Below are 26221 nucleotides of genomic sequence, written 5' to 3' on the forward strand. Positions count from 1 at the left end.
GAGAATAGAATGCTGATGCTAAAAATAAAAGAAGTAATAAAGCAAACTAGTTTATCTAAATCATCTATTTATAGATTGATTAAGAATGGAAGCTTCCCTAAACAAATTAAGCTATCTCAACATTGCTCAGCTTGGTTAGAAAGTGAAATTAATGACTGGTTACTAGATAGAGTTAAACAATCAAGAAATAAGGAGGTTAAATAATGGATTGGGAAACATTAAATAACCATAGATGTAGTATATCACAAGGCAAGATAGTTAGGTATGCAGACAAAGCTAAATCTAAAAATAATAAAGATATTTGGATTGCCAGAACATCTATTAATGCTTATGTTATTGGTAATTGGCGAACTGGTGAGAAGCAAATTATCACAGAAGATAAAACTTATAGTTATCAAGATGAATATGATTATAAGTTAGAACTTGAAAAAAGTAAGTTACAAAGAATGTTATTGGCTAATGATATTGCTAAACAGTCTAAAAGATATTTTGAAAGTTTGTCGGAAGCTGATGAAAATCATTCATATTTGCTTAAAAAGAATATTAAACCAGTAGATATTAAGCAAGATGGCAAAAGGCTTGTAATACCAATTTATAGTATTGGTAAATACGTTCCAGTAGGTGAATTACAAAGCATCCAGTTTATATATCCAAATGGCTTTAAGCAATTCATTAAAGGTGGTGCATCAAAAGGCTATATGGCTTTAGATAATGGTAGTACAGAACTATTAATACTTTGTGAGGGTTATGCTACTGGTGTAAGTATTTTAGAGTATTTAAAAGCTAACAATATTGCAGCAACTATAGTCGTAGCCTTTAACTGTCATAACTTATCAGATATTGGCTTATTTCTTAGAGAAAATTATCCATTATCTCAAATAGAAATATGGGCTGATAATGATTTAAGCGGTATTGGTGAAACTAAAGCAAGACAAGTAGCTGAAAGAGTAGGGGCAATAGTAAAGTTACCACATTTAACAAAAGAGCAACAAGAAAGAGGATTAACAGATTTTAATGATTATTTGAATTTAAAGGGGAAAATATAATGGCTAATTTAACTAATAAAGAAAATATAAGTATAAAACCATTACCAGAATATAAAGAGTATAAATCACCTAAGATAACTAAAGAGATGTTGCCAGAAGTGTTATATAACTATGCTGAGATGATTTCTGAAAAGTATCAACAACCATTTAACTTTGTGGCTATATCATCAATAACAGCTTTGGCAGGTTTGATAGGTAATAGAGTTGAGGTATCTTACAATGGTAGAAAAAATATACCAATAGTTTGGAGTTTATTAATAGCTGAAAGTGGTATTGGAAAAACGCCAAGTATTAATTATGCTATTGAGCCTATAAGGGATATACAAAAAAATAATAAATATAAAAGTATTGAGCAATCTGAGTCGCTTGATAGAAAGAATAACCTAATAAATATACAAATAAAGGCAAGAGAGAGAGAATTATCTAGAGCAAAGGAAAAAGAAGATATAAGTAAGTTTTCAGAAGAGATTAATAGTTTAAAAGATGGATTGTTAAAGCAACCATATCCAAGACAGATTATTGAAAATTCGACAACTTGGCAAGCTTTGATTAAATCTATGAAAGATAATAATCCAAATGGTTTACTTTATGTAAATGATGAAATATCAGGCTTCTTTGAGAAGTTAGATAAAAAAGATAATGAAGAAGAAAAATCATTCTTTAATACTATTTATAACGGTTATGACTATAGCTATAAAACCGTTGGTCGAGGTTGTGACTATGTCGAGAATCCTACGCTTTCTATAATTGGTGGGATACAACCAAGTAAATTGAATAAAATAGTTAGGAATTATGATAATTCAGGTTTTTTGGCTAGATTTCAGCTTATAACATTTGAAAGACCTTTTAAGAGGTATATAAAAAAGGTAGATACTAGTAATCTGTTTAATGGTATTAATGAAATTGTAATTGAAGATAATTATAAGCAAGTATTTATACGATTAAATAATATACCTTATAGTATTGATGTATTGGATGGTCAACACATTACAAATGAACCTTTAGTATATGAGTATAGTAAAGAAGCACAAAATAGATTTGAAGAGTGGTTTATTAGTAACGAAGATTTAAAACATGATAAGTATACTAGTCAAAATATACGTGAGTATTTATGTAAGGCTGAAAATACTATACATTCGCTAGCTTTGATATTTCATTTGTCTGAAAATTCTATAGAAGATAAGATTATAAATATTAAGTATATTAATATGGCTATTAATCTAATAGAGTTCTCTACAGAACAAGCTAAATATATGTATGGAGAACTTGCATATAATACTAGTGAATTAGCATCAGCGTTGTTATTAAGAATGGATAAACTGAAAGAAATGCAGCAAAAAAATAGCTATATAGATAGAAGGTTAATAAAGCAAAGAGGTTGGACTAGCTTAAAAGATTATTCAATTATTGATGAAGTTTTAGAGCACCTATATGAGTATGGTTATTTAAAGAAACTTAGTGAAACAACTAGGAAAACTACAAGGTATATTTTAAATTTAGATATGTCTGAAAAGTACCTACAAAACCTACATTAAAAATTATAAGACTAGTTTAGACTATATAGTTCTTGTAAGAACATTTTTTATTGTTGGTTACTGAAAGCTTACAGCTAACCAACAGATACTTATAAGTTCAATATAATTAGGTATGGCTAGAATATTTAATGTCTTCAGAATCAATATGTTCTATAGTTAAACAAATTACAGTGTAATTGCGAAAATTGAGAAAATTATAATAAAGGGCATTATGAGAATAATGGTTGAAAAAATCAATATGTTAAAAAAAGAATTTATCTTAATATTAAAGACCTTATAGATAAATTTTTCAATAAAAGACGCGTACAGATCTATATAAAAATCATAGTCATTTTTTTTCCAATACTTTTTATTGGTTATGTGGTTATCATATTGCATTTTTTCATTGTATATTTTCCTAGACATATTGTTTGATCTTTCTTTTGTCTTGCTATATAAATCATGTTATAAAAATGACTCTAAGGAATCAATAAAGAAGATAATTTTTGAAATAAATATTTATTTATCTTTTATAATATATCTAAGCTGAAATCGTTATAGGAATTGTTTATAAATAATCATGAGCGAAGAACAAAAAAAGATATTAGAGCAACAGCTTTGGAATATTGCTAATACTCTTAGGGGTAAAATGGATGCAGATGAATTTAGGGATTATATTCTTGGGTTTATCTTTTATAAATATCTATCAGAAAAGATGGAAGCATTTGCAAATGCTCTAGAGGATGATCTAGTTTATAGTGAAGTTACAGATGAAGAAATACTAGAGGCTGTAAAAGAAGCTAGTATTGAAGAATTAGGCTACTTTCTAAAACCAGATGAACTTTTTCATAATATTGCCAAAAAAGGTGTTCAAAAAGAAGATAACTTTATATTAGAAGATTTAGAAAAAATTCTTACTAATATAGAGCAAACTACAATGGGTTCAGCTAGTGAAGATGATTTTATACATCTTTTTGAAGATTTGGATTTAACATCTACTAAGCTAGGTAAATCAACCAATGCTCGTAATCAGGTAGTAGCTCAAGTACTTAGTCATTTAGATAATATTGATTTTAATGTGGCTGATAGAAATAGAGATATTCTAGGCGATGCCTATGAGTATCTAATCGGACAATTTGCCGCTGGTGCTGGTAAGAAGGCAGGGGAGTTCTATACTCCTCAACAAGTATCTAAGATATTAGCTAAACTAGTGACAGTTGGTAAGACTCGTTTGAAGTCAGTTTATGATCCTACTTGTGGTTCAGGTTCTTTACTACTAAGAGTAGCTACAGAGGTAGAAGATGTTACAAACTTCTATGGGCAAGAGCTAAATAGAACTACATATAACCTAGCTCGTATGAATATGATAATGCACGATGTTCATTATGCTAAGTTTGATATCAAACAAGATGATACGCTAGAACATCCACAACATTTAGACAAAAGATTTGAGGCTATTGTAGCTAATCCGCCATTTAGTGCTAAATGGTCAGCTAATAAGCTATTTTTAGATGATGATAGATTTAGTCAGTATGGTAAATTAGCACCTAGCTCTAAAGCTGACTTTGCTTTTGTGCAACACATGATTCATCAGTTAGATGATAATGGTACTATGGCTATAGTTTTACCGCATGGAGTTTTGTTTAGAGGGTCAGCCGAAGGGCATATTAGAAAGTATCTGATTGAAAATAGAAACTACTTAGATGCTGTAATAGGCCTACCAGCTAATATATTTTATGGTACTTCGATTCCTACATGTGTTTTAGTATTTAAAAAATGTCGTGAAGATAGTGAGCATATATTATTTATAGATGCTTCAAATGACTTTGAGAAAGCTAAAAATCAAAACTATTTAACAGATAAGCATGTAGAGAAAATCATAGGTACTTATGCAAATAGAAAAGCTTTAAATAAATACTCATATCTTGCAAAGATGTCAGAAGTCAAAGAAAATGACTATAATTTAAATATTTCTAGATATGTAGATACTTTTGAAGAGGAAGAGCCTATTGATATAGATAGTGTTTGCACTCAACTAAAAGATATTGATACTGAAATAGCAAACAATGATCAAACCATTAAGCAGTACTGTGATGAGCTTGGTATAGCTACACCATTTTAATTGAGAATTGAAAATGATTACAAAAATAAAAATTAAAGAATTAAGGTCAAAAATAGCAAATTCTAAGCTATTGAAGTTGTCATTTATATTATTGCTGATTCCAATGTTACTTTTTATTGATATTTTTGTAGAAAATTTATTTTCTACTTTATTAGTTTTTGGAATTAAAGGAATAGTTGTTGGTTTAGGAATTGGATTTTTAAATAAAAAACTTATTAAAAAAATATTAAATAATGAGAAGTTCCTTTATGTTTTTTTCATTACTTGGATGTTTATTTTCTTATTTAGTTTTAGTTTATTAATTCTTGAAAGAACTCATAGAGGTTGGTTATTTGATATAGCAGCAATTGGGTTTATTCTATCTGTATTTTTGTATTTTCAATACTTGTATATGATGTTTGAGTCTTTATTAAAAACAATAATTACAAAGAGATACTATATACAGGCTATCTATGGAATCATTAAACATTTTAACAAAAAATATAAATTAATGAGTACAGGATATAACATAACTAAGTTAGTGAGAAGATAATGAAAAAAAATAACTCTCAATTATCAACTCTCAACTCTCAACTAAATAAACCAAAGCTAAGATTTAAAGAATTTAGTGGTGAGTGGGAAAAATCCCCTTTAGGGCACTATTTTTCGTTCAAGAATGGAATAAATGCGACTAAAGAACAATATGGAAAAGGATATAAGTTTATTAATGTCTTGGACATAATAAATAATAATATTATTACTCATGAAAAAATTATTGGTAGTGTCGGTGTTAGCGAGAGTATTTTTAACAAAAATATTGTTGAATATGGCGATATTCTTTTTCAAAGAAGTTCAGAAGTTAGGGAAGAAGCTGGACAGTCAAATGTTTATTTAGATAAAGAAAAACCAGCCACATTCGGTGGCTTTGTTATTAGGGGTAAGGCAAAACGAAAGTATTACCCTGAGTTTGTGCATTATATGCTTAAAACTAACATTGCTAGAAAAGAAATAACTACTAAAAGTAATGGAAGCACTAGATATAATGTTGGTCAAGAAACATTATCAGAAGTAAATATTTATATCCCTAGTATTTCAGAACAACAAAAAATAGCTTCATTTTTAACATCGGTAGATAAAAAGATAGAGCTACTAACTCAAAAAGAAAAGCTACTTAAAGAGTATAAAAAAGGCATTATGCAGAAAATTTTTAGTCAAAAGATTAGATTTAAAGCTGATGATAGTAGTGAGTTTCCTGAGTGGGTTGAGAAGAAGTTGGGGGATTATTTAATACATAAAAGTGATAGGAATAAGAATTTTGGCGATAGTTTGGTGTTAAGTGTCAGCAATAAGAAAGGTTTTATTACACAAGGAGAGCAGTTTGATGGTTACGAAGTAGCCAGTAAAGATTTATCAAACTATAAAATAGTTAATAAAGACGATTATGCTTATAATCCCTCAAGAATAAATGTTGGTTCAATAGCAAGGTTAAAAAATATAGATCAAGGCGTTGTTAGCCCTATGTATGTGGTATTTAAAGCTAAAGAGACTCTCAATAATATTTTCTTTGATAACTTAATACAAACACATCTATTTAAGCACTTAGTTATAGTTAATTGTTCAGGAAGTGTGCGAGACAGTTTAGGCTTTGATGATATGTGTAGCTTTAAAATCAAGTTACCTTGCCTAGAAGAACAAACCAAAATAGCTAGCTTTTTATCTGCTATTGATAGCAAAGTTGAGCAAGTAACTAAACAGTTAGAGCATACTAAAGAATTTAAAAAAGGACTGCTTCAGCAGATGTTTGTGTAGGAGGTATATAGTTTGGACTTTTTTAATGATGAGCTTGAGAACTTGAATGATTTCGATTCCGTAGAGGCATTTAAAAATTTATTAATTAGTTTAGCTACTGGCGGTGATGGATTTACTGACTATAAATATCTTAGAAAGAAAATACTTAATATTAGTAAGGTTAATAAAAAACTTCCTCAATGGGTTAGAACTAATAGAGATTCTCAACAGTTTTGGGGATTCATAAAAAACAAATTTGGTACTTACCAAGAAAGAAGAAATTTTTTGCATAGTGAATTTTCAGAAGCTTTAGACTATCTTGAATTTACATTAGATTCCCCAGTCGATGAGTATGTAGTATTTGACGTTGATTATATTAATGAGCAATGGCAAAAAGCATTGAATAGGAAATATGAAGATCCTGAAGGTGCTATAACTATTGCTAGAACTCTGATAGAAACAGTTTTAAAGACAATCCTTGAAGAACAAGAAATACCTTATGAAAATAAAGATCTGTCAGAGCTTTATAAAGAGGTAGCGAAGTTACTTAATTTAGCACCAGAGAATCATCAAGAAAGAATATTTAAACAGATATTGGGTGGAGCAAATGGCATTATTAGTGGCTTGGGAACTTTAAGAAATAAAATAAGTGACTCCCATGGAATAGGGTTAGCAAGAGTAAAACCTAAAGAAAGACATAGCGAGCTAGCAGTAAATATAGCAGGCTCTATGGCATTGTTTATTTACAAAACATATAAAGAAACAAAATAGTTATGTGCACAGAATCAGAACTACAATTAGAAAATAAACTAATCAAACAGCTTGTTGATATGGGCTATGAAAAAGTCCATATTACCAATGAAGAGCAATTAATAGCTAACCTTAAATCACGACTAGAAAAACATAATAAATTTGTTTTTAGTGACTCAGAATTTTCTAAGATTCTAAACGAACTTAGAAAAGGTTCTATTATTGAGAAAGCTCAAAAGCTTCGTGAAAAATATTCTCTAATTAGGGATGATGGCACAGTCAAATATATTGAGTTTTTAGATGTTGTAAACTGGTGTCAAAACCTCTTTCAAGTTACTCATCAGATTAGCCAAGAAGGCAAATACAAAAATAGATACGATATTACTTTATTAATTAATGGCTTTCCTTTGGTTCAAATAGAACTTAAAAAAAGAGGCTTAGAAATCAAAGAAGCTTTTAATCAAGTAAACCGTTATCAAAGACATTCATTTGGTTTTAATAGTGCTTTGTTTAACTATGTACAGATATTTGTAATTAGTAATGGTGTAAATACAAAATACTACGCTAATAACAAAAAACAAAGCTTTAAACAAACATTCTACTGGGCTGATGAAAATAATAAGCTAATGACTAATTTAGCTCAGTTTACTAAGTATTTCTTAGAGAAATGTCATATCTCTAAAATGATCTGTAAATATATAGTTATTTCAGAAGTTGAAAAATGTATGATGGTTTTACGACCGTATCAGTATTATGCGGTTGAGAAAATTATAGATAGAGTTAAGAACTCTAATAAAAATGGCTATATATGGCATACAACTGGTTCAGGTAAGACTTTAACATCATTCAAAGCAGCTCAAATATTAGTCGGCTTAGAAGAAGTTGATAAAGTTGTCTTTGTGGTTGATAGAAATGATTTAGATTCTCAAACTAATATAGAGTTTAATAAATTTGTAGAAGGTTCAGTAGATAGTACAGATAATACTAAAATATTAGTTGATCAGTTTTTAGGCAAATACAAAGACAAAAAAGGAACTCATAAAACTACTGACCTAATTGTTACAACTATCCAAAAGCTTAATAATGCTATTAACAAGTCAAGATATTTAAGTAGTATGGAAACGATCAAGGATAAAAAAATAGTATTTATCTTTGATGAATGTCATAGAAGCCAATTTGGATTAACTCATAAAAATATTACTAAATTCTTTACTAATTGCCAGCTTATCGGCTTTACAGGTACGCCAATCCTTGAGGAGAATGCAACTGTAAATCAGTACGGTAAACGTACAACAGTAGAGCTCTTTGATGAGAGGTTACATAAGTATGTAATTACCGATGCTATATCAGATGGTAATGTTCTCAAGTTTGCAATTGAGTATATCCAAACATTTAAAGAAAAAGATACTGATAGTGATGAACAAGTAGAAAACATTGATACTCAAGAAGTTTATGAAAGTGATGAGAGAATATCTAAAGTTGTAGACTATATTATTGCTAACCATAGTCGCAAGACTCATTCAAAGAAATTTAATGCAATATTCTGTGTTGGTGGTAGCAAGAAGAGTACTGATGTTTTAATCAAATACTATGAGCAGTTCAAAGCAAAGAAACACGATCTTAAAGTAGCAACTATATTTAGTTTTAGTGCAAATGAAGATGATAAGGATGCTAATGGTATTAATGAAGAAGGCGTAGATATAGATCCAAAAAACATTAATGTTCACACCCGAGAAAAGCTTGATGAGTATATCGAAGATTTTAATAAAATGTTTAATACTAAACATAGCACCAAAGATAGCAAATCTTTCCAAGCCTATTACAATGATATATCCAAAAAAACAAAGAGAAGAGAAATTGATATTTTACTAGTGGTTAATATGTTTTTGACTGGCTTTGACAGTAAAACAATTAATACTATTTATGTCGATAAGAACTTAAAATATCATGGCTTAATACAAGCATTTAGTAGAACTAATCGCATATTAGATGAAACTAAATCACATGGTAATGTGGTTTGCTTTAGAAATCTTAAACCTAATACAGATGAGGCTATAGCTTTATTCTCAAATAAAGAAGCTGAAGATGTTATTTTGATGAAGCCTTATCATGAATATATTAAAGATATCAATGAACAGTATGAAGAGCTTAATCAAATAGCACAGAAGCCTGATGATATTAATACACTAGTTACAGATGAAGAAAGGCTAGAGTTTATCAAAGCATTTAGAAATATGATTAGAACCATGAATATCCTAACTGGCTTTACCGACTTTGATTGGCAAGATGTTAAAATACCTGCTCAACTATATGAAGATTTCAAATCTAAATATTATGATCTGTATGATGATGTTAGAAGTACAAAAGATGAAGCCAGTAAGGTTTCAATTCTTAAAGAAATTTCTTTTGATTTAGAGCTTATCCAAAGAGATGAGATAACAATTAGTTATATCTTACAACTATTAGCAAAATCTCAAGAAAGTGCCACTCAGCAAGAGCAGAAAGACAAGCAAGATAAGATTCTAAAAGATATCGCAAATACTCCTCAGCTAAGAAGTAAAAAAGAGCTTATTCGTAAGTTTATGGAAACTGCTATGCAAGGTTTAAGTCCAGAAGCTATCGAAGATGCTTACGATGAGTTTATGGAGCAAGAAAGACAAAAAGAAGTATCTCAACTTGTTGCAGATGAAAAACTAAAAACAGATGCTCTTAAAAACCTTATAGATAACTATTTGTATGAAGAACGTAAACCTCGTAATCAAGAAGTAGTAGATATTTTGGAAATTAAACCTACATTGAAAGAAAGAAAATCTGTAGTTGAGAGAGTTTTTGGTAAGGTACAAGATTTAGTTGAGAGGTTTTATAAATGATATTAGTTTACTAAAGAGACTATTGAAAATATAAGAATCAGTTTTAAAATAAAATTTGCTCTCTTAGGTAGCCACTAGATTCAATAGTCCAAACTCAGAATTAGCCTGTATATATTGTATGTATTATGTAGATGAGTATATCTTACAAATATTAGAACCTTATGAGAAACTATGATACTTTTATAGACAATATTTTTCTGTTTGTAGGTATTGTAGGGTTATTTCTTAGGTAAATTAATATTTTATATAGCTTAAACTCTATATCCTATATTCTCTTTATGTTAAAATCTTAAGTGTAAGGCTACTTGGGTGGCTGATAAATTTAAGCAGAATTAAAAGCTAGATTATATAAGCTTTGAGTGAATTAATTCGAGTCTCGCTCAGGCACCAAAAAATGGCTTGATACGATCTCATAATATTCACTATTTTCATACAACTGCTGAGTTTTATGTCCTCTTTTATATAAACTCCAAGTGCTATTTATTGCTTATTCTCTATATAAAGAGCATAATCAATTATACAAGATTCTTTTTATCTTCTTATCATTTAGTTTTATCTTTAACAAAGTTGGATCTATAAGTCTTTAAAATGTTTCTAGAAATACTTTGTTTAAATTATTTAAATGGTAAAAAGTTACATGAAAATACAAATTGGTTATGAAATTGTTTATGATTGCGCTAAAACAACTCCAATGATTTTAGCCTTACACCCTTATCCTAACTTAGAAGCTCCAGATTGTTTGATAACTATACCTGCAATATCTCAAATAACTAATTATATCGATAGTTATGGGAATAAATTAAGCAGACTAGTCCTTCCAGAAGGAGAGACTAAAATTTTCTCAAATTTGATAGTTAATGATTCTGGAATTTCTGACCTAGAAAATATTTCAGCTGGTCAGGTTCCCGTAGAAGAATTACCAGATGAAATATTGATTTATTTGTTAGGAAGTAGATATTGTGAAACAGATTTGTTTTATGATTTGGCATGGGATCTCTTTGGAAAATTACCAGCTGGTTGGGAGTGTGTTCAAGGCATATGTGACTTTGTAAATAAGCATATTAAGTTTGACTATTATGAGGCTTGTGCAACAAGGACAGCATGGGATGCATACAATGAAAAAATTGGTGTTTGTCGTGATTATGCTCATCTTGCTATAGCTTTTTGTCGAGCTTTAAATATTCCAGCACGTTATTGTACAGGCTATTTGAGTGATATAGGTGAGCCTAAACCTCATGGAATTATGGATTTTGCCGCATGGATTGAGGTATATCTTGATGGTGGTTGGTATATTTTTGATCCCAGAAATAATAAAAGACGAATAGGAAGAATACCTCTTGCAAAAGGTAGAGATGCTGCGGATGTTCCAATAAGCAATTCTTTTGGGCTAAATAAACTTAAAGAATTTAAGGTGTGGGCGGATGAGTATATTGAAAATTAGTTATATAAAAAAATATGGAGTTATATATGCGTAATTTTAAAAAACAAAATAGTTGGTATGGTATGCAACATAGCTCATATGGTGATGTTATAGTTGTATACGATAAAAGAATTATTCCTAAAAATCCATCAAGAATCTATTTATATCATACGCAAAGAGATATGTTTATAGAATATGATGAAACAATAGTTATGAAAACTTTATTAGAATTAAGTTTAGATGACACTTTAAAAGCCGAAAAAGATTATAAAGAAAAATTAACGGCAGCTGCAATTAAACAAAGTTTGATTTTTACTAAAAAAACTATGAAGAAGTAAGTTTAATCCAACTCTAGAGAACTAATATATAAACTCTTCGCCTTCTAGCTTGGTTTTATATCTTCTATGTTGCCATAGATATTAATTCAGGTGCTTGTCAAAAGGCTTAAGCATCTTGCCTATAATTATAGCTGTTTTCATTTGGGTTTTATAAGGTAAACGAATATATAATCTATCGATAAACCAAACGGGTCAATTTTTAACTTATAACCTTAACTTTAATAGCTGATTTTCTTCCTCTATTCTCTTCAGTATCAAATGTTACTTTTTCACCTTCTTGTAGAGTTGAGCCAGAACCTTCTACATTATTGATATGAACAAATATCTCTTTGCCACCATCTTGAGGTTCTATAAAGCCAAATCCTCTCTCAGCATTAAAAAATTTTATTTTTCCTTGTCTCATATTATGTTTCCTTTAAGTTTATTTATATATAAATAATTTATATTTATTTTAAGCTTAGCGATCTGCTTTAATAATGAACAAGGATATGTGAATAAACTGTTTAAATATTTAGTTTGATATCAGATTATAAAATAAGTTTAATTATAAATGTAGTTTTAGTAAGTATAAGTTAAAAACAGAGGTCTTACAAGAATGTTGATTATTTTAATCGTTGATTTACTATCGCTTTAGGATTTAGTTATTTAACCTCTTCTGGCTCTTTTGGGTCACAACATCCAGAATCATTGCAGTCACAATTATTACAACAAGACTTTTTAAAATGTCTACGAGTAGCAACTAAAACAATAATAGAAGCAGTTACTACTAGAGCAGTGTTTTCAGCTATATTTCCAGGGAATATGCATAAAATAATGGTTACAAGTTTAAGAACTAGAGCTATACCAGCTATAGCTAAAATCCCGCAAAGAATACATAAGCCTATTTTTTTACTACAATTTTCAGAATTTTTGAAAGGGCAGTTCATAATCATTCTCCTATAGGTATTGTTAATTTCTACACTATTCTAAGATAATTATATAAGTTGATTTATATAGTGTGAATACATTTTTATATTACGGTATCGAAATTTAATAAATATCTAATATTAATCTTTTAGATAAATAAAGCTTTTATTGGGTATGTATTGATAAATATTTCTTGTAAAAAAGTGAGAAGATATTATAATTTCCTCAAATGAAATTGATAATGGTTATCATTTACAGGATGTCTGTTTATAAATCAAACACTAAGTATAAAATAAAAGGCTACCGTGAAGAGTGCCCCATTTCTTATAAGAACAAACTCCTTTCTCTGGGTTTATTGCCGGGCAAGGTATTAGAGATAAAACGTAAAGCTCTTTTTGGAGGGCCATGCCAAGTTAGTGTAAGAAATGCTGATATTTCTATACGCATCAAAGAATTGAACTTACTAGAGCTAGAGGAGATAAATTAATGAGATATGCATTAGTAGGTAATCCAAACTGTGGTAAAACAACTATCTTTAATATTCTTACTGGACTTAATCAAAAGGTAGGTAACTGGTCAGGTGTTACAGTTGATAAGAAAACTGGTACTTTTAATATTAACGGAGAAACTATAGAGATAGTTGATATTCCTGGAATATATAGCCTTTCAGCTTCAGATAATAGTTCTATAGATGAGCAAATTGCTTATAACTATGTAATACAAGAAAAGCCTGATGCAATAATTAATGTTTTAGATGCTTCAAATCTTGAAAGAAGCATGTATCTAACTATTCAGCTTTTAGAGCTTAATGTCCCAATGGTTTTAGCAGTTAATATGATAGATGTTGCTAATAGTAGCGGGGTAGTAATAGACTTTGACAAACTTTCAAAAGTGCTTGGTATCAATGTATTTCCTGTAATAGCAGCCAAAGGAATTGGGATAAAAGAATTAAAGCAGTCTTTAGCCTCTGCGCAAAAAGAGCCTTCATATAATATAGTTAATTTTTATCCAAAAGAAGTTTTACAAATACAGGATCAGTTAAAAGAAACTCGTCAATCTTCTGTAGCAAATTTATGGTTAGCAGCTGAGGTTTATGAGGGTCGTACTTTACAGTTAGAGCAAGATACTAGAGATATAAATATTGAAGAATTAATGGAGAAAAATGCTTCTCTATTAAATCATTCGGGGCATAAAATACCAGAGGTTCGTTACCATGTGGTAGATGAAATTCTTAAAGAAGCTGTTAAATATACAGTGTCAGAATCTAAGAAAAGTATAACTCATATATTAGATGCTGTTTGTATGAATCGCTTTTTAGGGGTACCTATATTCTTAATGATGATGTATCTAATGTTCTTTTTCTCTATAACATTTGGATCAGCTGTTCAGCCGGTGTTTGATGATTTTACAGCATCAGTGTTTATTGATGGGGTTGCTTATTATACAAATATGCTTGGTTTTCCTCATCAATTGGTAATGATACTTTCTCAAGGCTTTGGGACAGGTATTAATACAGTATTAGCATTTATTCCACAGATAGGGTTCTTATTCATATTTTTATCAATACTTGAAGACTCAGGTTATATGGCAAGAGCAGCTTTCGTAATTGATCGCTTTATGCAATCAATAGGTCTATCTGGTAAGGCTTTTGTTCCGATGATAGTTGGCTTTGGTTGTAATGTAGCTTCTGTAATGGCTGCTAGAACTTTAGAAACTAGAGAAGATCGCCTAATGACAATTATGATGTCGCCATTTATGTCATGTGGAGCAAGATTAGCAATATTCTCTGTATTCGCTACGGCATTCTTCCCAAGTAATGGAGCTTCGGTCATATTCCTACTTTATATAATTGGTATTTTAGGGGCTATTTTAACTGGATATGTAATTAAGTTTACATTCTTAAGAAGGGAGGCAACTCCGTTTGTATTAGACATTCCTAAATATCACTTGCCACGCTTTGGCAATATTATGTTATACAGTTGGAATCGTCTAAAGTCATTCCTACTTAAAGCAGGTAAGATAATTATTCCTATAGCAGTTATTATAGGTAGTATGAACAGTATTAATATAACTAAAGATGAGTCTATTCTTAGCTATGCGGGTAAAGAAATCACACCTGTGTTTTCTCCTATAGGCATTGAGCAGGATAACTGGCAGGCTACAGTGGGATTGATTACTGGAGTTTTGGCAAAAGAGGTTGTTGTAGGAACACTTAATACTCTTTATACCCAAGATGACAGTACAGGAATACCAGAAAGCTATAGTATTGTAGAAAATTTTAAGAATGCGATGAGTAGCACGTGGGAAAATTTGCATAATATGGATTTTAATCCAATAACTTCTAATGAGGCTGATGCTAGCATGGACTCATCTGCTATGGGTAATATGGTTAGTAAGTTTAGTACAGGTGTTTCGGCTTTTGCATATATGCTATTTGTTTTATTATATATACCATGCATTTCAGTGATTGGTGCGATGGTTAGAGAGTCTACTCGTGGCTGGGCCATATTATCTATAGTTTGGAGTTCAACTATGGCTTATGTTTCAGCTCTAATAGTGTATCAAACAGGCAATATACTAAATACCCCAATGAAGTCAGTAGCTTATATTGTTATAGCATTGATAGCTCTGGCTATCGTTATTTATATTATGAGATATCTTTCAACTAAGTTTAGATTTGTTGCTAATTTAACAGGTTGTAGTACTTGTGAGATTAAGCATTAAGCTTTTGAAATAAAATAAAAATTATGGATAATTGATAGTTATGGAAGATCAGAAAAATACGAATCTTAAAGAATTTGGTTTTAAAATCACGCAGCCACGCATTGAGATATTACAACTATTTGAAGAAAATAAAGATAAGCATTTAAGTCCTGATGATATATACACAAGACTAAAATTAGATGGTAGTAGTATTGGGATAGCAACTGTATATAGAATTCTAAGTCAATTTGAGTCAGCAGGACTAATTAATCGCTTAAAATTTAATAATGACCAAGTAATGTATGAGCTAAATCAAGGTGATCATCATGATCATATGATCTGTGTTAAATGTAATGTAATACAAGAGTTTTATGATGAAGAGCTTGAGAAGATACAGAATCAAATAGTAAAAGCTATGGGAGCTAAAATGGTTGATCATAGTTTAAATATTTATGTCGAATGTAAATCTTGCTTAAGTAAAAATATATAAAAAATAATTTAATTTTAATAAAAATCTTTATTAATTATAAATTTAGAGCCTCTATTAATTGTGGATAAAAAAATAAATTCAAATTTATTCCCAATGTTTACAACGAGGAGCGCTATTTAGATAAATTTTCAAGATGTTTATTTTTGATTTTTACATATAGAATTACTTTCATATCTTCTAAGGAAGTTATTTTTTACGACAAATTTTTTAAACTAAATAGTTTTATGTGTATGGGAGGAATAAACAAATGATGAATCTAAGTGTAGCCTCTACATACTGTTTTAATAACTGTGTAAAAAGGAGTTAATAATATGTCTAGAAAATACTGTGTACTTAAAGATGATAATATAACTAAAACATTAGTAGATCTTATTAATAAAAGCTATAAGACTGAGAATGTTAACTCTATACAAGAAGTTAATTTAGGTCATGTATTAAATCATATAGATAATGATGATGCAAAAGCTGTGATTAAAAGCTTATGGTGTGACTTGGAAATATTAGTTGGACATCCAGTGATGCTATTAGATAACAGCTCACAGAAAGGTATTATAGGTAAACTTTATAAGAAAACTGGTGATAGAAATTTAATCTTAAACTTAAGAACGGATGATTCAGAAGCTATTTTCCAATCAATATATAATGCTTCAGGCATAAGGGTAGAAATTAAAGATCTATCTATCTAACTATCTTATCTATTAATTTTCTTGTTAAAGTAATATTTAAATTTTAAAACTTTTTATTTAATATATTAAAAATGTTCCCGTAGCTCAGCAGGATAGAGCGATTGCCTCCTAAGCGATAGGTCGGATGTTCGAATCATCTCGGGAACGCCAGATTAATAAAAATATTAAAAAGCTAAAGAATTTAAATAATAAAGTAAGTAAGGGCTTTATAGATTTAACTTAACTCTTGCTTGAGCCTAGCAGTATCTAATTTACCTTGCCATTTAGATATAACTATTGTGCCGACTGTATTTCCTATCATATTTGTGATAGCACGACCTTCTGACATAAATCTATCAATACCTAGTATTATGACTATCCCTGCAACAGGAACAGTTCCTAAGGCACTTAGTGTACTTGCTAGGATAATAAATCCACTACCTGTAACACCTGCTGCACCTTTTGAGCTAACTATCATAATAGCTAACATAAATATTTGTTGCTGAATGGTTAGATCAACATTTAAAGCTTGGGCTATAAATATAGCGGCTAATGATAAATAGATAGCAGTTCCATCTAAATTAAATGAATAGCCTGTTGGTATTACTAGACCTACCACGGATTCATCACAGCCGAGATTCTCAAGTTTTTCTATCAAATTCGGTAAAACAGTTTCAGAAGATGAGGTTCCTAATACAATAAAGATTTCTGTTTTGATATATCCAAGTAGTTTAAAGATACTAATGCCACAAAATAGGCGTAAAACTATTCCTAAAAGAACTAATATAAATATAAGGCAAGTGATATAAAAACATAATAATAGCCCAACTAATCCAAGTAGAGTTCCAGCCCCATACATCCCAACTGTATATCCCATAGCAGCACAGGCTGCTAATGGTGAATAGTACATAATCACATGAATTATTTTAAAAAATACTTTTGATAAACTCTGTATCCCAGCAAGTATTGGTTTACCTTGGTCACCATACATCACAAGACCAACTGCAAATAGTATTGCTACAAATAGAACCTGTAATATATCTCCCTTTGTGAAAGCTCCCACAAATGTATTAGGAATAATGTTCATAAAGAAATCTTGAACATTTTCAACGTGCTCTACATTTCCCATATAGGCTTTTGCAGAATCTATATTTAAAGAGTTTGGATCTATATTTAAACCATGTCCAGGAGTAAATAAGTTTGCTACAACCATTCCGACAATTAGAGCCATAATTGTCATTATAAAGAAGTAGATTAGGGCAATACCACCGATTTTGCCGACTGCTTTTAGGTCACTCATAGCGGCTATACCAGAAACTAGAGTTAAAAATATAATCGGAGCGATGAGTAACTTTATGAGTTTGACAAAAACATCAGCAAAAGGCTTAAGGGAGATAGCTATATGCGGTGCAAGGAAACCTAATATAATACCTATAAAGATACCTAGTAGAACCTGTGCATATAAGTGTTTGAATACTTTCATTATTAGTTAACATTTTTATATATGCTAAATTTAATATAGCTCATAACAAAGCTATAAAGCTAGATAATTTTGATAATACACAGTAAAGAAGAAATATTTTTTGATTAGTCTAAGTATGTTTTTTGAGTAACCATTAGTATATAAAAGATAATAGATATTGGAATAAATATTGTATAGAAAAGCCCATAAGCTGAAATATTATCATGAATTATAGCTGCAAGTAGCTCAAAAGCTATATATGCAAATATACTCCATGATGATGCAAATGCTTTGATGATTTTATTAAGCTGATGTTTAGAGTTTACATAGGCATATATCACAAAGAAGCCTATATGAAGGATTAAAGCTATAACTAGATTAAGTACCCCAGCGATCATTAATAAATATGTCAAAACTAGATACACACAGAATGCTACTAACTGAGGAAGAGGAAGGTAGCTAATCGGTAAAGGGTCAGATTTGTTAGCTTTAAGCTTGGTATATGAAACAGGTAAGGCCACACACGACACGAGAATGAAAGTCGTAGTTAATGAGGCAATCATCTGCCAATTACGGAAAAATAGGATTAGTAACATTGAGCAAATTAATGTGAAGATCAAAGAAGTACGAGAGACATTCACAGTGGGGTTTACTCTATTAAAATACTCAGGCATTTGCTCTGATTTTGCCATTTCATTAAGCATACGAGTAGAGCCACCTAGATAAACTATCCCAGTACCAGAAGGGCTAACTAAAGCATCTGCATAAAGAACTATAGTTAAAGCATTTAAGCCTAATATGCCAGCAAGTTGAGCAAGAGGAGATTCAAAATTTAAAGCACCCCAACCATTTTTAACCATCTCTGTAGGCACTGCGCCAATGAATGAGATTTGTAAAAGTAGGTAAATCATTAAGACTATAACAACACTACTTATAAGAGCAATAGGAATATTACGTTTGGGATTTTCTAGCTCAGCTGAGAAGCTTGCTGCCATTTGAAAGCCAAAGAAAGAGTAAAAAATACCGCAAGAAACTATAGCACTAAAAATACTTCCAACTCCATTTGGCATAAAGCTAACATATTCGCCACTAAAGTTACTACTATGAAAAGCTGTGATCATTACGATAATAGCTGTAGCAATAGGTATTACTATTTTTAGTAGAGTTAGCCAGTTATTTATTTTTGAAAGTGATTTTATACCCCAGTAGTTGATTAAGGTGTAAATTATCATAAATAAGGCAACAATAATTACTCCACTAAAAGTTAGTGCACCATTAGCAAATATATAAGGTGTAGATGGTGGATAAATAGATGCTATATATTGTGTTGTAGCCATAGCTTCTGATGGGACAATTATAAGGCCTAGCATCCAGTTTGATAATCCTGTAACAAAACCAAAATGTTTATTGTGAGATATAGTCGTTAGTTGTGTGAAAACACCATTATTTGGATATTTAACTGCAATCTCTGATAAAAGAAATGCCATAGCTAATACGATAATTGCACCAATAATCCAAGAAAGTATAGAAGCTGCCCCAGCTGCTTGAGATGCATAGTATGAGGCATAAAGCCATCCACTACCAACCATTGTTCCAACGCTTAGCGCAATTGCAGTAAATAAACTTGGTTTTTTAGTTTTCATTCTTCTTCCCTTTTAAAAGCTTTATTTAGCGATTTTATTAGCTGATTTAATTTAGTAAGTAATATTATATAATGGTGCTTCATAACGATATATATTTTTAATTAAAGAATTTTAATCATGTTATGGCTGTTGTCTATTATTGAAATTGGTCAAATTAATTTATAATTTACTTCCAACCTGTTGGGCCATCATTTATCCTTTAAGTACTCATGTGGGATGAGGTTTATTTTATCTATGGATCAAAAAAAAATTATTGCTTATACGATAGGGGTGATTATGCTAATGGAGCTTATTGATGGATCTGCTCTAAATACAGCTTTACCTCAGATAGCTATTAGCTTACAAGTTAATGCTATTACATTAAAAGTTGCTATAACAGTTTATTTATTAACTTTAGGGTTATTTATACCAGCATCAGCATGGTTTGCAGATAAATTTGGAAATAAAAATTTATTATTTATCTCTATAAGTGGTTTTGTAATTTCTTCAATGGCTTGTGGCTTATCAACTAGCATTACCTCGTTAATCATTTTTAGAGCATTTCAGGGAGTATTTGGTGCCTTTACTATGCCTGTGGCTAGATTGACTATGGTTAGGATATTTAAAGGAAATATGTTAGCAGCAATGTCAGTAGTAGCGGTGATTGCTACAATAGGACCTATGATTGGGCCATTAGTCGGAGGAGTTATCACGACATATATTGGCTGGAGAATGATATTTTTCATAAATTTACCTATAGGGATTGTCGCTATAATATTAGTCTATTTTTATTTACCAAGAACTAAGTTGGAGAAAGTTCAAGCAAAGTTTGATTTAAAGGGGTTTTTAATTATAGGAAGTTCTATAGCATTTTTAATGCTTTTTGTTGACTTGATGATTGATCAAGATATTTCTTTATTGTGGAAAGGGCTATCTTTTGCTTTATCTCTTATTTTGGGATTTATTTATTTAGGGCATGCAAAAAAATTAAAAGATGATGCTGTTATTAACTTAAGCGTGTTTAAAAACGAATGTTTTAGATATTTTATAGTTATTAGTACGCTTTCTCGTTTGGTTATTATGGGGATGATGTTCATATTTCCTTTATATTTACAGACTAAGCAAGGCTTTAGCGCTTTTTACTCTGGATTATCTCTTATGGCTTTTATTATTCCTGTATGGCTAGTAAAAAAAATAGTTAAGCCAATATTAGCAAAACTTCATTTTTATAAATTTTTTATTATAAATATAGGTCTTATGGCTTTAATTTATATAGCTATTGCTTATGTGTTTCTATATTTTAATTTTATTGAGTTTCTTGTTTTGTTAACTTTGTTAGGCTGTTGCTTTGGTACTTTCACCATCATAATTAATGCAGCAATTTATAACTCTTTAGATAATAACGATCACATGGGTGTAGCAACAATTATTAATAGTACAATAATTCAACTTACTAGTGCTTTTGCTATTTCTTGGGTAGGAATAGTTTTAGCTACCTTATCAGGAGTGACAAATTTAAACTTTCACTCAATAATATCTTTTTCATCGTACGCATGGACTCAGATAATCTATTCAGTGGGACTTTTTATAATAATGCTTTATATTTTTATTTTTAAGCCTAAAAATTTAGATAGCGTTCCGACGACATAATATAATCTGCTTAAGTCTTATTTGGATTTAAAATTCTAATCATTTATCATGTAAAGGTATAACTTATTATTTAAAAGAGATATTAACTTTTGTTATTAAGCTCAGTAGCAAGAACTTTGAAAAGTTCTTTTGGTAATATTATAGAGTGGTATGATTTCTCGTTATATGGGTATTTTGCTACTATAATAGCAACCCAATTTTTTCCCTCTAATAATCATTGGATGTCTTTAATGGCAGCTTTTGGAGCATTTGGTGTTGGCTTTATTGCTAGACCAGTTGGTTCTATATTATTTGGATATATAGGAGATAAGGTTGGTAGGCATTATGCTATGAATATCTCTATAACTTTAATGTCTATGAGCACTATGGCTGTGGCATTTCTTCCAACAAGTGAACAAATTGGCCTATTTGCTCCTTTACTATTGGTTATGATTAGATTGTTACAAGGACTTTCAGCTGGAGGGCAGTTTGGTAATTTGCTAACTATTACTGCTGAAGATAAGGCTCTAAAGTATAGGGGATTAGGTCTGGGAATAGCCTATTCTACTTCTGTGGTTGGCTATCTTATAGCTGCTGGCGTTAGTTATGGATTGTTTAGTCTATTAGCAAAAGAGGATCAAACCTGGGCTTGGAGAATTCCTTTTGCGTTAAGCTTTATTTTACTGATAATTCACTTATTTTTACGAGAGAATGATAAAGGAGAAGTAAATAATGCTCCAAGAGAGAGAACGCCAGTACAGATCTTATTAAAACATTATAGTAAGAGATTAATTCTTATAGTCGTTTTATCTACTTGTACAGGAGGATTATATTTCTTAGTTGTCACCTATATGGTTTCTTATATGGAAACTGAACTTGGATTATCTATAAGTACTGCTTTAGGAGTTAGTACATTGGGTTTAATCGGTATTTGTATCTCAACCCCTTTGTTTGGTTTCTTGTCAGACATTATAGGGAGAAAAAAATTTCATATAGTTGCTTATCTAACTGTAAGCTTAATTATGATTCCTTTAGTTCTAGCTATGCATATACAAAATATTTATATAATAGCAATAAGTGTATTTTTGCTTGCTGTTACAACAGCATTAACGCAAGGAGCTTCAAACCCATATTTTACAGAAGTCTTTCCTCCTCAAGTAAGAGCAATAGGATGTTCTATCGGATTAGGCTTTGGGAATGCTATTTCTGGGTTTATGCCAATGATAGCTACATATGTGATGGGAATAACATCATCAACTAAAGGTTTAAGTATCTTATTATTATTGATTAGTGCTATTGGTTTATTTATAGCCTTAATTATTCCTAATCAGCAGGCGGAAGTTAGAAGGTTAAATAGTATACACAATGATTAGATTAGGAATAATTTTTTAAAGAGGCTAAGTTATAAGAGTTTTCTCTTTGTTCATCATTTTCTCCTCATTTCTTATTAAATTTCTCAAATCTCGAAGGCAATATTATTTGCTTTATCATCTTATGTCAAGGGGTTTTTGACAATTCTGACACATTTTTTTGCCAACATTGTCAATATTTTAAAATTGACATAAAAGTTGACAAAATATTTTGTAATAAATATTATTAAATTACCAGCCTAAATTTTTAGCCGGAGATATTATGCCTTTGATAAAAGGAAGAAATAGAGAAGAAAAGATTCCATTAAGAATAAGATTAAGTGAAAGCGTTCTTAATGAGATGATTGAATATATGAAGTGGGCTGAAATAAAGTATAAAGACCATTTTATAGAAGAAGCGTGTAGGCACGTTTTGAAATCAGATAAAAAATGGCTGTCTTTTAAATCAGAAGAGTTGGCTTTCGTTAACAATGATTTAAAGGATAAAAAAGAAACTAAAAAAGATTTAGTCAATAAAATGATGGCTGAAGATGAGGGAATGTCATTTGGGTCAGAAGATTTGGCTAAAAAAATAGATACTAATAATAAGAGTTAGTAATTCTTTTAAAGATTTTAAGTTTATTTTTTAATCTTTCTCTTTGCCATTCTGGATAGCCAATAAGATTGTGATAATCATTTTTTATTTTTATAAATTCGCTTTCTGGTAATTCATTAAATTTCTTTTTTATTTTTGCTCTAAGGTAATTCCATTTATTCTTTATGATATTTTTTCTCATGTGGTTATTGTTTTTTTATGCATAAGCAGTACTTTATAATCTTTCTTTAGTTAAGTCAAATTATTTTGCCATTTTATAATAAAATATTGTGTCAAAAATTGACAAATAAATATACAGGAATTAACATATAATAAAGATTAGAATATTAGAAGGAGAAAAAGATGCCTCTGATAACTGGTAAAAATAAAGAGGAAAAGATTCCTCTAAGAATAAGATTAAGAGAAAGTGTTTTTGATGAAGTGACTGCATATATGAAGTGGGCGAAGATTAAATATAAAGATCACTTCATAGAAGAAGCTTGCAGATATGTTTTAAGTTTAGATAAAAACTGGCAGAAGTATAAGAAAGAAAATTATGAAGAAAATCTTTCTAACAAAGTAGAAACTGTAACTGATTTGGAGCATAAAATGATAGCTGATGATGAGGGTATGATAAATCTTTCAAAAGATGAGAATATCGGTAATAAACTCCAAAAAAAATAAAGATTAAGAATTGTTTTTATTTGAGTCCTTTTCTAAATGCTTCTGTATTTTCGTGGAGCTTGCTGGGGTGTTTCTTAAATTTTTATCTTTTGATTCAATATGATTGAGCATAACTTTTGTAGCAATATTACCAGCAATTTCAGAAATATCTAAAGAAGCATATATTTCATCTTCAATATATCTTTCATCGACACTAATACCCGTTTGTTCAAAAATAGTTTCATGGATTTGGTTTAATATATTTTTTTTCATATATAATCTTCTCCAGACTAATAAACTATACTTAAATGTTTACATATAAACACCTATGGGTCAAAGTCGATTTTTAGCAAAAGTAGCTTGCTATAACAAAAATTGCTTAACCGGGTTTAAAGGAGTATCTTAGCTGGTCGTTAGTCATGGGGCATATAAAACCAAGGTAAAAGGATATAAAAGATGTGGTCAATTATTTTTGGTAATCCAATATCTAAAACAAAATTAGAACAATATACTCTTTCTAAAAAACATGGATTAGCTACTTTCTCTTCAGATGCCTTATCATCCGTTGCTTATGCTACAGGGGAAATTTTAACTACTCTGGCAATGGCTGGGACTTTCGCCTTAACAATGTCTCTTAATATTTCTTTCTTTATTGCGGCTTTAATTATTATTGTAGGGATTTCATATATCCAAACTATTAATGCTTATCCAAATGGTGGTGGAGCTTATGTAGTAGCAAAAGAAAATTTGGGTATATTTATGGGGCTGATAGCTGGAGCAGCTTTACTTGTAGACTATATATTAACTGTTTCTGTAAGTACCTCTGCTGGAGTACTTGCTATTACTTCAGCCTTTCCCTCGCTCTATAATCATTCTGTACAGATAGCAGTTTTTTCAATAGTTATTATAGCCTGGCTCAATCTGCGAGGAATCAGAGACTCAGCTTCTATTCTCATTTGGCCAACTTATGGTTTTATTATCGTAATTCTATTGATGATATTAATTGGTTCATATAATTTATTTACCGGAAATCTTCATCCTATAGATTATAGAAGAACGACTCAAACATTAGAGACTGTAAATCAGGCTCTTACAGTAACTTTGTTATTAAGAGCTTTCTCCTCAGGATGTTCAGCAATGACAGGAATAGAGGCTATAGCAAATGGTGTTGCTTCTTTTAGACCTGATAAAAGAAAAAATGCGAATATTACGCTTATTTGGTTGATAGTTTTACTAATTCTGATGTTTTTAGGGATAGCTTATTTATCGTTTAAATTAGGCATCCGTCCGGTTGAGGAGCAGAGCTCACTTTCTCAGTTAGCACATGTTATATTTGGTAATGGTTTTTGGTATTACATTTTACAATTAGCGACTTGTCTAATATTACTGGTTGCCGCAAACACCTCTTTTGCAGCCTTTCCTGTTTTAGCTTCTATACTTAGTCAAGACGGCTTTTTACCAGCGCAGTTAAAGAATAAAGATGAGAGGTTGGCTTTTAGAAATGGGATTATAATATTAGCAATATTAGCAATTTGTTTAATAGTGGTATTCCATGCTGACACAAGCGCTTTAATACCTTTATATTCTATAGGGGTATTCTTAGCTTTTACTTTATGTCAAGCAGGCTTGATAGTCTTTTGGTACAAGAGAAGAAAGAAAGTCCAAAGCTGGGTATTCAGATCTCTTATAAATTTAGTTGGATGTATTGCTACTTTCGTAACTGTTTTAGTTATTACTGAATCCAAGTTCACTGAAGGTGCATGGATTGTCATAGTCGCACTTCCAGCACTAATTACTATTTTTTATATGATAAGAAAACATTACCTAAAGGTTGAGAAGAGCTTAAAATTACGAGTCGAGGATATTTATACAGAAAAAGAGATTTTCACAGAGCAGCCTAAGATTATAATACCAATATCAAAATTACATAGAGGAACTTTGAAAGCTATAGAGTTTGCTAAAACGATAGCTTCTAATATAGAAGTGGTTACTATTAATATTGATAAAGAAGAAACTCAAAAATTAGAAGCGGCATGGAAAGAGTTTAATATTAAACAAAAGCTTACCGTTATAGAGACAGATTTTCAGTCATTCCTTTATTATTTCGTTAAGTATGTACAAGAAGCTGACGCTCAGAATAAAGATGGAAGCCTATGTACAGTAATTATACCAAGGGTTGAAGATAGTAAGTTTTGGCATAATATTTTGCATAATCAGAGAGTTTTCTTATTAAAGTGGGCATTAAGAGGCGCTAGAAAAGAAACGAAAGGAAAAACAAGAGTTATTATAGAAATTCCTTATCAAATATAG

The 26221-nt window shown here is 30.4% G+C and carries 25 protein-coding genes and 1 tRNA gene; 20 read left to right on the top strand and 6 right to left on the bottom strand.

The genetic code is table 11. The features are described 5' to 3' along the window. Window positions 1-15: 15 nt before the first annotated feature. From DNK87_RS04155 to DNK87_RS04200, 10 genes are all read left to right on the top strand, one after another. A complete protein-coding gene (locus DNK87_RS04155) occupies window positions 16-204 on the top strand; it encodes a helix-turn-helix transcriptional regulator (protein WP_244614611.1) in 189 nt (62 codons plus the stop codon). Beyond that, window positions 204-1046 (top strand): toprim domain-containing protein, encoded by an 843-nt coding sequence (locus tag DNK87_RS04160; protein WP_119329660.1) that lies wholly within the window; start codon window positions 204-206, stop codon window positions 1044-1046. The genes DNK87_RS04155 and DNK87_RS04160 overlap by 1 nt, the downstream gene beginning before the upstream one ends. Further along, entirely contained in the window at window positions 1046-2581 is a 1536-nt protein-coding gene (locus DNK87_RS04165; RefSeq protein ID WP_119329661.1) for a DUF3987 domain-containing protein, read from the top strand. The genes DNK87_RS04160 and DNK87_RS04165 overlap by 1 nt, the downstream gene beginning before the upstream one ends. Window positions 2582-3140: 559 nt before the next feature. Beyond that, a complete protein-coding gene (locus DNK87_RS04170; RefSeq protein ID WP_119329662.1) occupies window positions 3141-4682 on the top strand; it encodes a type I restriction-modification system subunit M in 1542 nt (513 codons plus the stop codon). A gap of 13 nt (window positions 4683-4695) precedes the next feature. After that, window positions 4696-5214 carry a hypothetical protein gene (locus DNK87_RS04175; RefSeq protein WP_119329663.1) on the top strand — a complete coding sequence of 173 codons (519 nt, stop codon included), beginning with the start codon at window positions 4696-4698 and terminating at the stop codon, window positions 5212-5214. Then, the gene (locus DNK87_RS04180; RefSeq protein ID WP_119329664.1) at window positions 5214-6470 is read left to right on the top strand and encodes a restriction endonuclease subunit S; all 1257 of its coding nucleotides are present in this window, start codon (window positions 5214-5216) and stop codon (window positions 6468-6470) included. Before DNK87_RS04175 ends, DNK87_RS04180 begins: the two co-directional genes overlap by 1 nt. A 12-nt stretch (window positions 6471-6482) precedes the next feature. Then, the gene (locus tag DNK87_RS04185) at window positions 6483-7220 is read left to right on the top strand and encodes an abortive infection family protein (RefSeq protein ID WP_211360946.1); all 738 of its coding nucleotides are present in this window, start codon (window positions 6483-6485) and stop codon (window positions 7218-7220) included. 2 nt (window positions 7221-7222) lie between these two features. Then, window positions 7223-10069 carry a type I restriction endonuclease subunit R gene (locus DNK87_RS04190; RefSeq protein ID WP_119329665.1) on the top strand — a complete coding sequence of 949 codons (2847 nt, stop codon included), beginning with the start codon at window positions 7223-7225 and terminating at the stop codon, window positions 10067-10069. 637 nt (window positions 10070-10706) lie between these two features. Continuing rightward, window positions 10707-11510 (top strand): transglutaminase-like domain-containing protein, encoded by an 804-nt coding sequence (locus DNK87_RS04195; RefSeq protein ID WP_119329666.1) that lies wholly within the window; start codon window positions 10707-10709, stop codon window positions 11508-11510. Between the two features lie 26 nt (window positions 11511-11536). Beyond that, entirely contained in the window at window positions 11537-11827 is a 291-nt protein-coding gene (locus DNK87_RS04200; protein ID WP_119329667.1) for a hypothetical protein, read from the top strand. A gap of 199 nt (window positions 11828-12026) precedes the next feature. Here DNK87_RS04200 and DNK87_RS04205 read toward each other — a convergent pair whose 3' ends face one another. Beyond that, complete coding sequence (locus DNK87_RS04205) at window positions 12027-12230, bottom strand: cold-shock protein (RefSeq protein ID WP_071663336.1); 204 nt, start codon at window positions 12228-12230, stop codon at window positions 12027-12029. A 238-nt stretch (window positions 12231-12468) separates the two neighbouring features. After that, on the bottom strand, window positions 12469-12753 hold the full coding sequence (locus tag DNK87_RS04210) for a hypothetical protein (RefSeq protein ID WP_119329668.1): 285 nt from the start codon (window positions 12751-12753) through the stop codon (window positions 12469-12471). A gap of 221 nt (window positions 12754-12974) precedes the next feature. Between DNK87_RS04210 and DNK87_RS04215 the strand changes: the two genes are divergently transcribed. The 5 genes from DNK87_RS04215 to DNK87_RS04235 all read left to right on the top strand — a co-directional run bounded on the left by DNK87_RS04215 (window position 12975) and on the right by DNK87_RS04235 (window position 16762). After that, the gene (locus DNK87_RS04215) at window positions 12975-13220 is read left to right on the top strand and encodes a FeoA family protein (protein ID WP_244614612.1); all 246 of its coding nucleotides are present in this window, start codon (window positions 12975-12977) and stop codon (window positions 13218-13220) included. Further along, window positions 13220-15457, top strand: coding sequence for a Fe(2+) transporter permease subunit FeoB (gene feoB / locus DNK87_RS04220; RefSeq protein WP_119329669.1), 2238 nt, complete (start codon window positions 13220-13222; stop codon window positions 15455-15457). The genes DNK87_RS04215 and feoB overlap by 1 nt, the downstream gene beginning before the upstream one ends. A 40-nt stretch (window positions 15458-15497) precedes the next feature. After that, on the top strand, window positions 15498-15926 hold the full coding sequence (locus DNK87_RS04225) for a Fur family transcriptional regulator (RefSeq protein ID WP_119329670.1): 429 nt from the start codon (window positions 15498-15500) through the stop codon (window positions 15924-15926). A 311-nt stretch (window positions 15927-16237) separates the two neighbouring features. Beyond that, the gene (locus DNK87_RS04230; RefSeq protein WP_119329671.1) at window positions 16238-16612 is read left to right on the top strand and encodes a normocyte binding protein 2b; all 375 of its coding nucleotides are present in this window, start codon (window positions 16238-16240) and stop codon (window positions 16610-16612) included. Window positions 16613-16685: 73 nt separating this feature from the next. Continuing rightward, window positions 16686-16762 (top strand) — tRNA-Arg (locus DNK87_RS04235). Window positions 16763-16826: 64 nt separating this feature from the next. Here DNK87_RS04235 and dctA read toward each other — a convergent pair. Next, a complete protein-coding gene (dctA, locus tag DNK87_RS04240; protein WP_119329672.1) occupies window positions 16827-18074 on the bottom strand; it encodes a C4-dicarboxylate transporter DctA in 1248 nt (415 codons plus the stop codon). A 104-nt stretch (window positions 18075-18178) separates the two neighbouring features. Beyond that, entirely contained in the window at window positions 18179-19696 is a 1518-nt protein-coding gene (locus DNK87_RS04245) for an APC family permease (protein WP_119329673.1), read from the bottom strand. A gap of 234 nt (window positions 19697-19930) precedes the next feature. On the opposite strand from DNK87_RS04245, the gene DNK87_RS04250 reads away from it, so the two are divergent. The 3 genes from DNK87_RS04250 to DNK87_RS04260 all read left to right on the top strand — a co-directional run bounded on the left by DNK87_RS04250 (window position 19931) and on the right by DNK87_RS04260 (window position 23269). Then, entirely contained in the window at window positions 19931-21325 is a 1395-nt protein-coding gene (locus tag DNK87_RS04250) for an MFS transporter (protein ID WP_119329674.1), read from the top strand. Window positions 21326-21414: 89 nt separating this feature from the next. Beyond that, entirely contained in the window at window positions 21415-22677 is a 1263-nt protein-coding gene (locus DNK87_RS04255; protein WP_119329675.1) for an MFS transporter, read from the top strand. Between the two features lie 259 nt (window positions 22678-22936). Then, window positions 22937-23269 (top strand): hypothetical protein, encoded by a 333-nt coding sequence (locus DNK87_RS04260; RefSeq protein WP_119329676.1) that lies wholly within the window; start codon window positions 22937-22939, stop codon window positions 23267-23269. Here DNK87_RS04260 and DNK87_RS04265 read toward each other — a convergent pair. Beyond that, a complete protein-coding gene (locus DNK87_RS04265; protein ID WP_119329677.1) occupies window positions 23253-23450 on the bottom strand; it encodes a hypothetical protein in 198 nt (65 codons plus the stop codon). The two genes, DNK87_RS04260 and DNK87_RS04265, sit on opposite strands and share 17 nt — an antisense overlap. A 161-nt stretch (window positions 23451-23611) precedes the next feature. On the opposite strand from DNK87_RS04265, the gene DNK87_RS04270 reads away from it, so the two are divergent. After that, a complete protein-coding gene (locus DNK87_RS04270; RefSeq protein WP_119329678.1) occupies window positions 23612-23932 on the top strand; it encodes a hypothetical protein in 321 nt (106 codons plus the stop codon). A 3-nt stretch (window positions 23933-23935) separates the two neighbouring features. Here the strand turns inward: DNK87_RS04270 and DNK87_RS04275 are convergent, their stop codons facing one another. Beyond that, entirely contained in the window at window positions 23936-24184 is a 249-nt protein-coding gene (locus DNK87_RS04275) for a hypothetical protein (RefSeq protein WP_119329679.1), read from the bottom strand. Window positions 24185-24367: 183 nt separating this feature from the next. Between DNK87_RS04275 and DNK87_RS04280 the strand changes: the two genes are divergently transcribed. Then, complete coding sequence (locus tag DNK87_RS04280; RefSeq protein WP_119329680.1) at window positions 24368-26221, top strand: APC family permease; 1854 nt, start codon at window positions 24368-24370, stop codon at window positions 26219-26221.

The organism is Pseudofrancisella aestuarii (assembly GCF_003574475.2).
GTDB classification, from domain to species: domain Bacteria; phylum Pseudomonadota; class Gammaproteobacteria; order Francisellales; family Francisellaceae; genus Francisella; species Francisella aestuarii.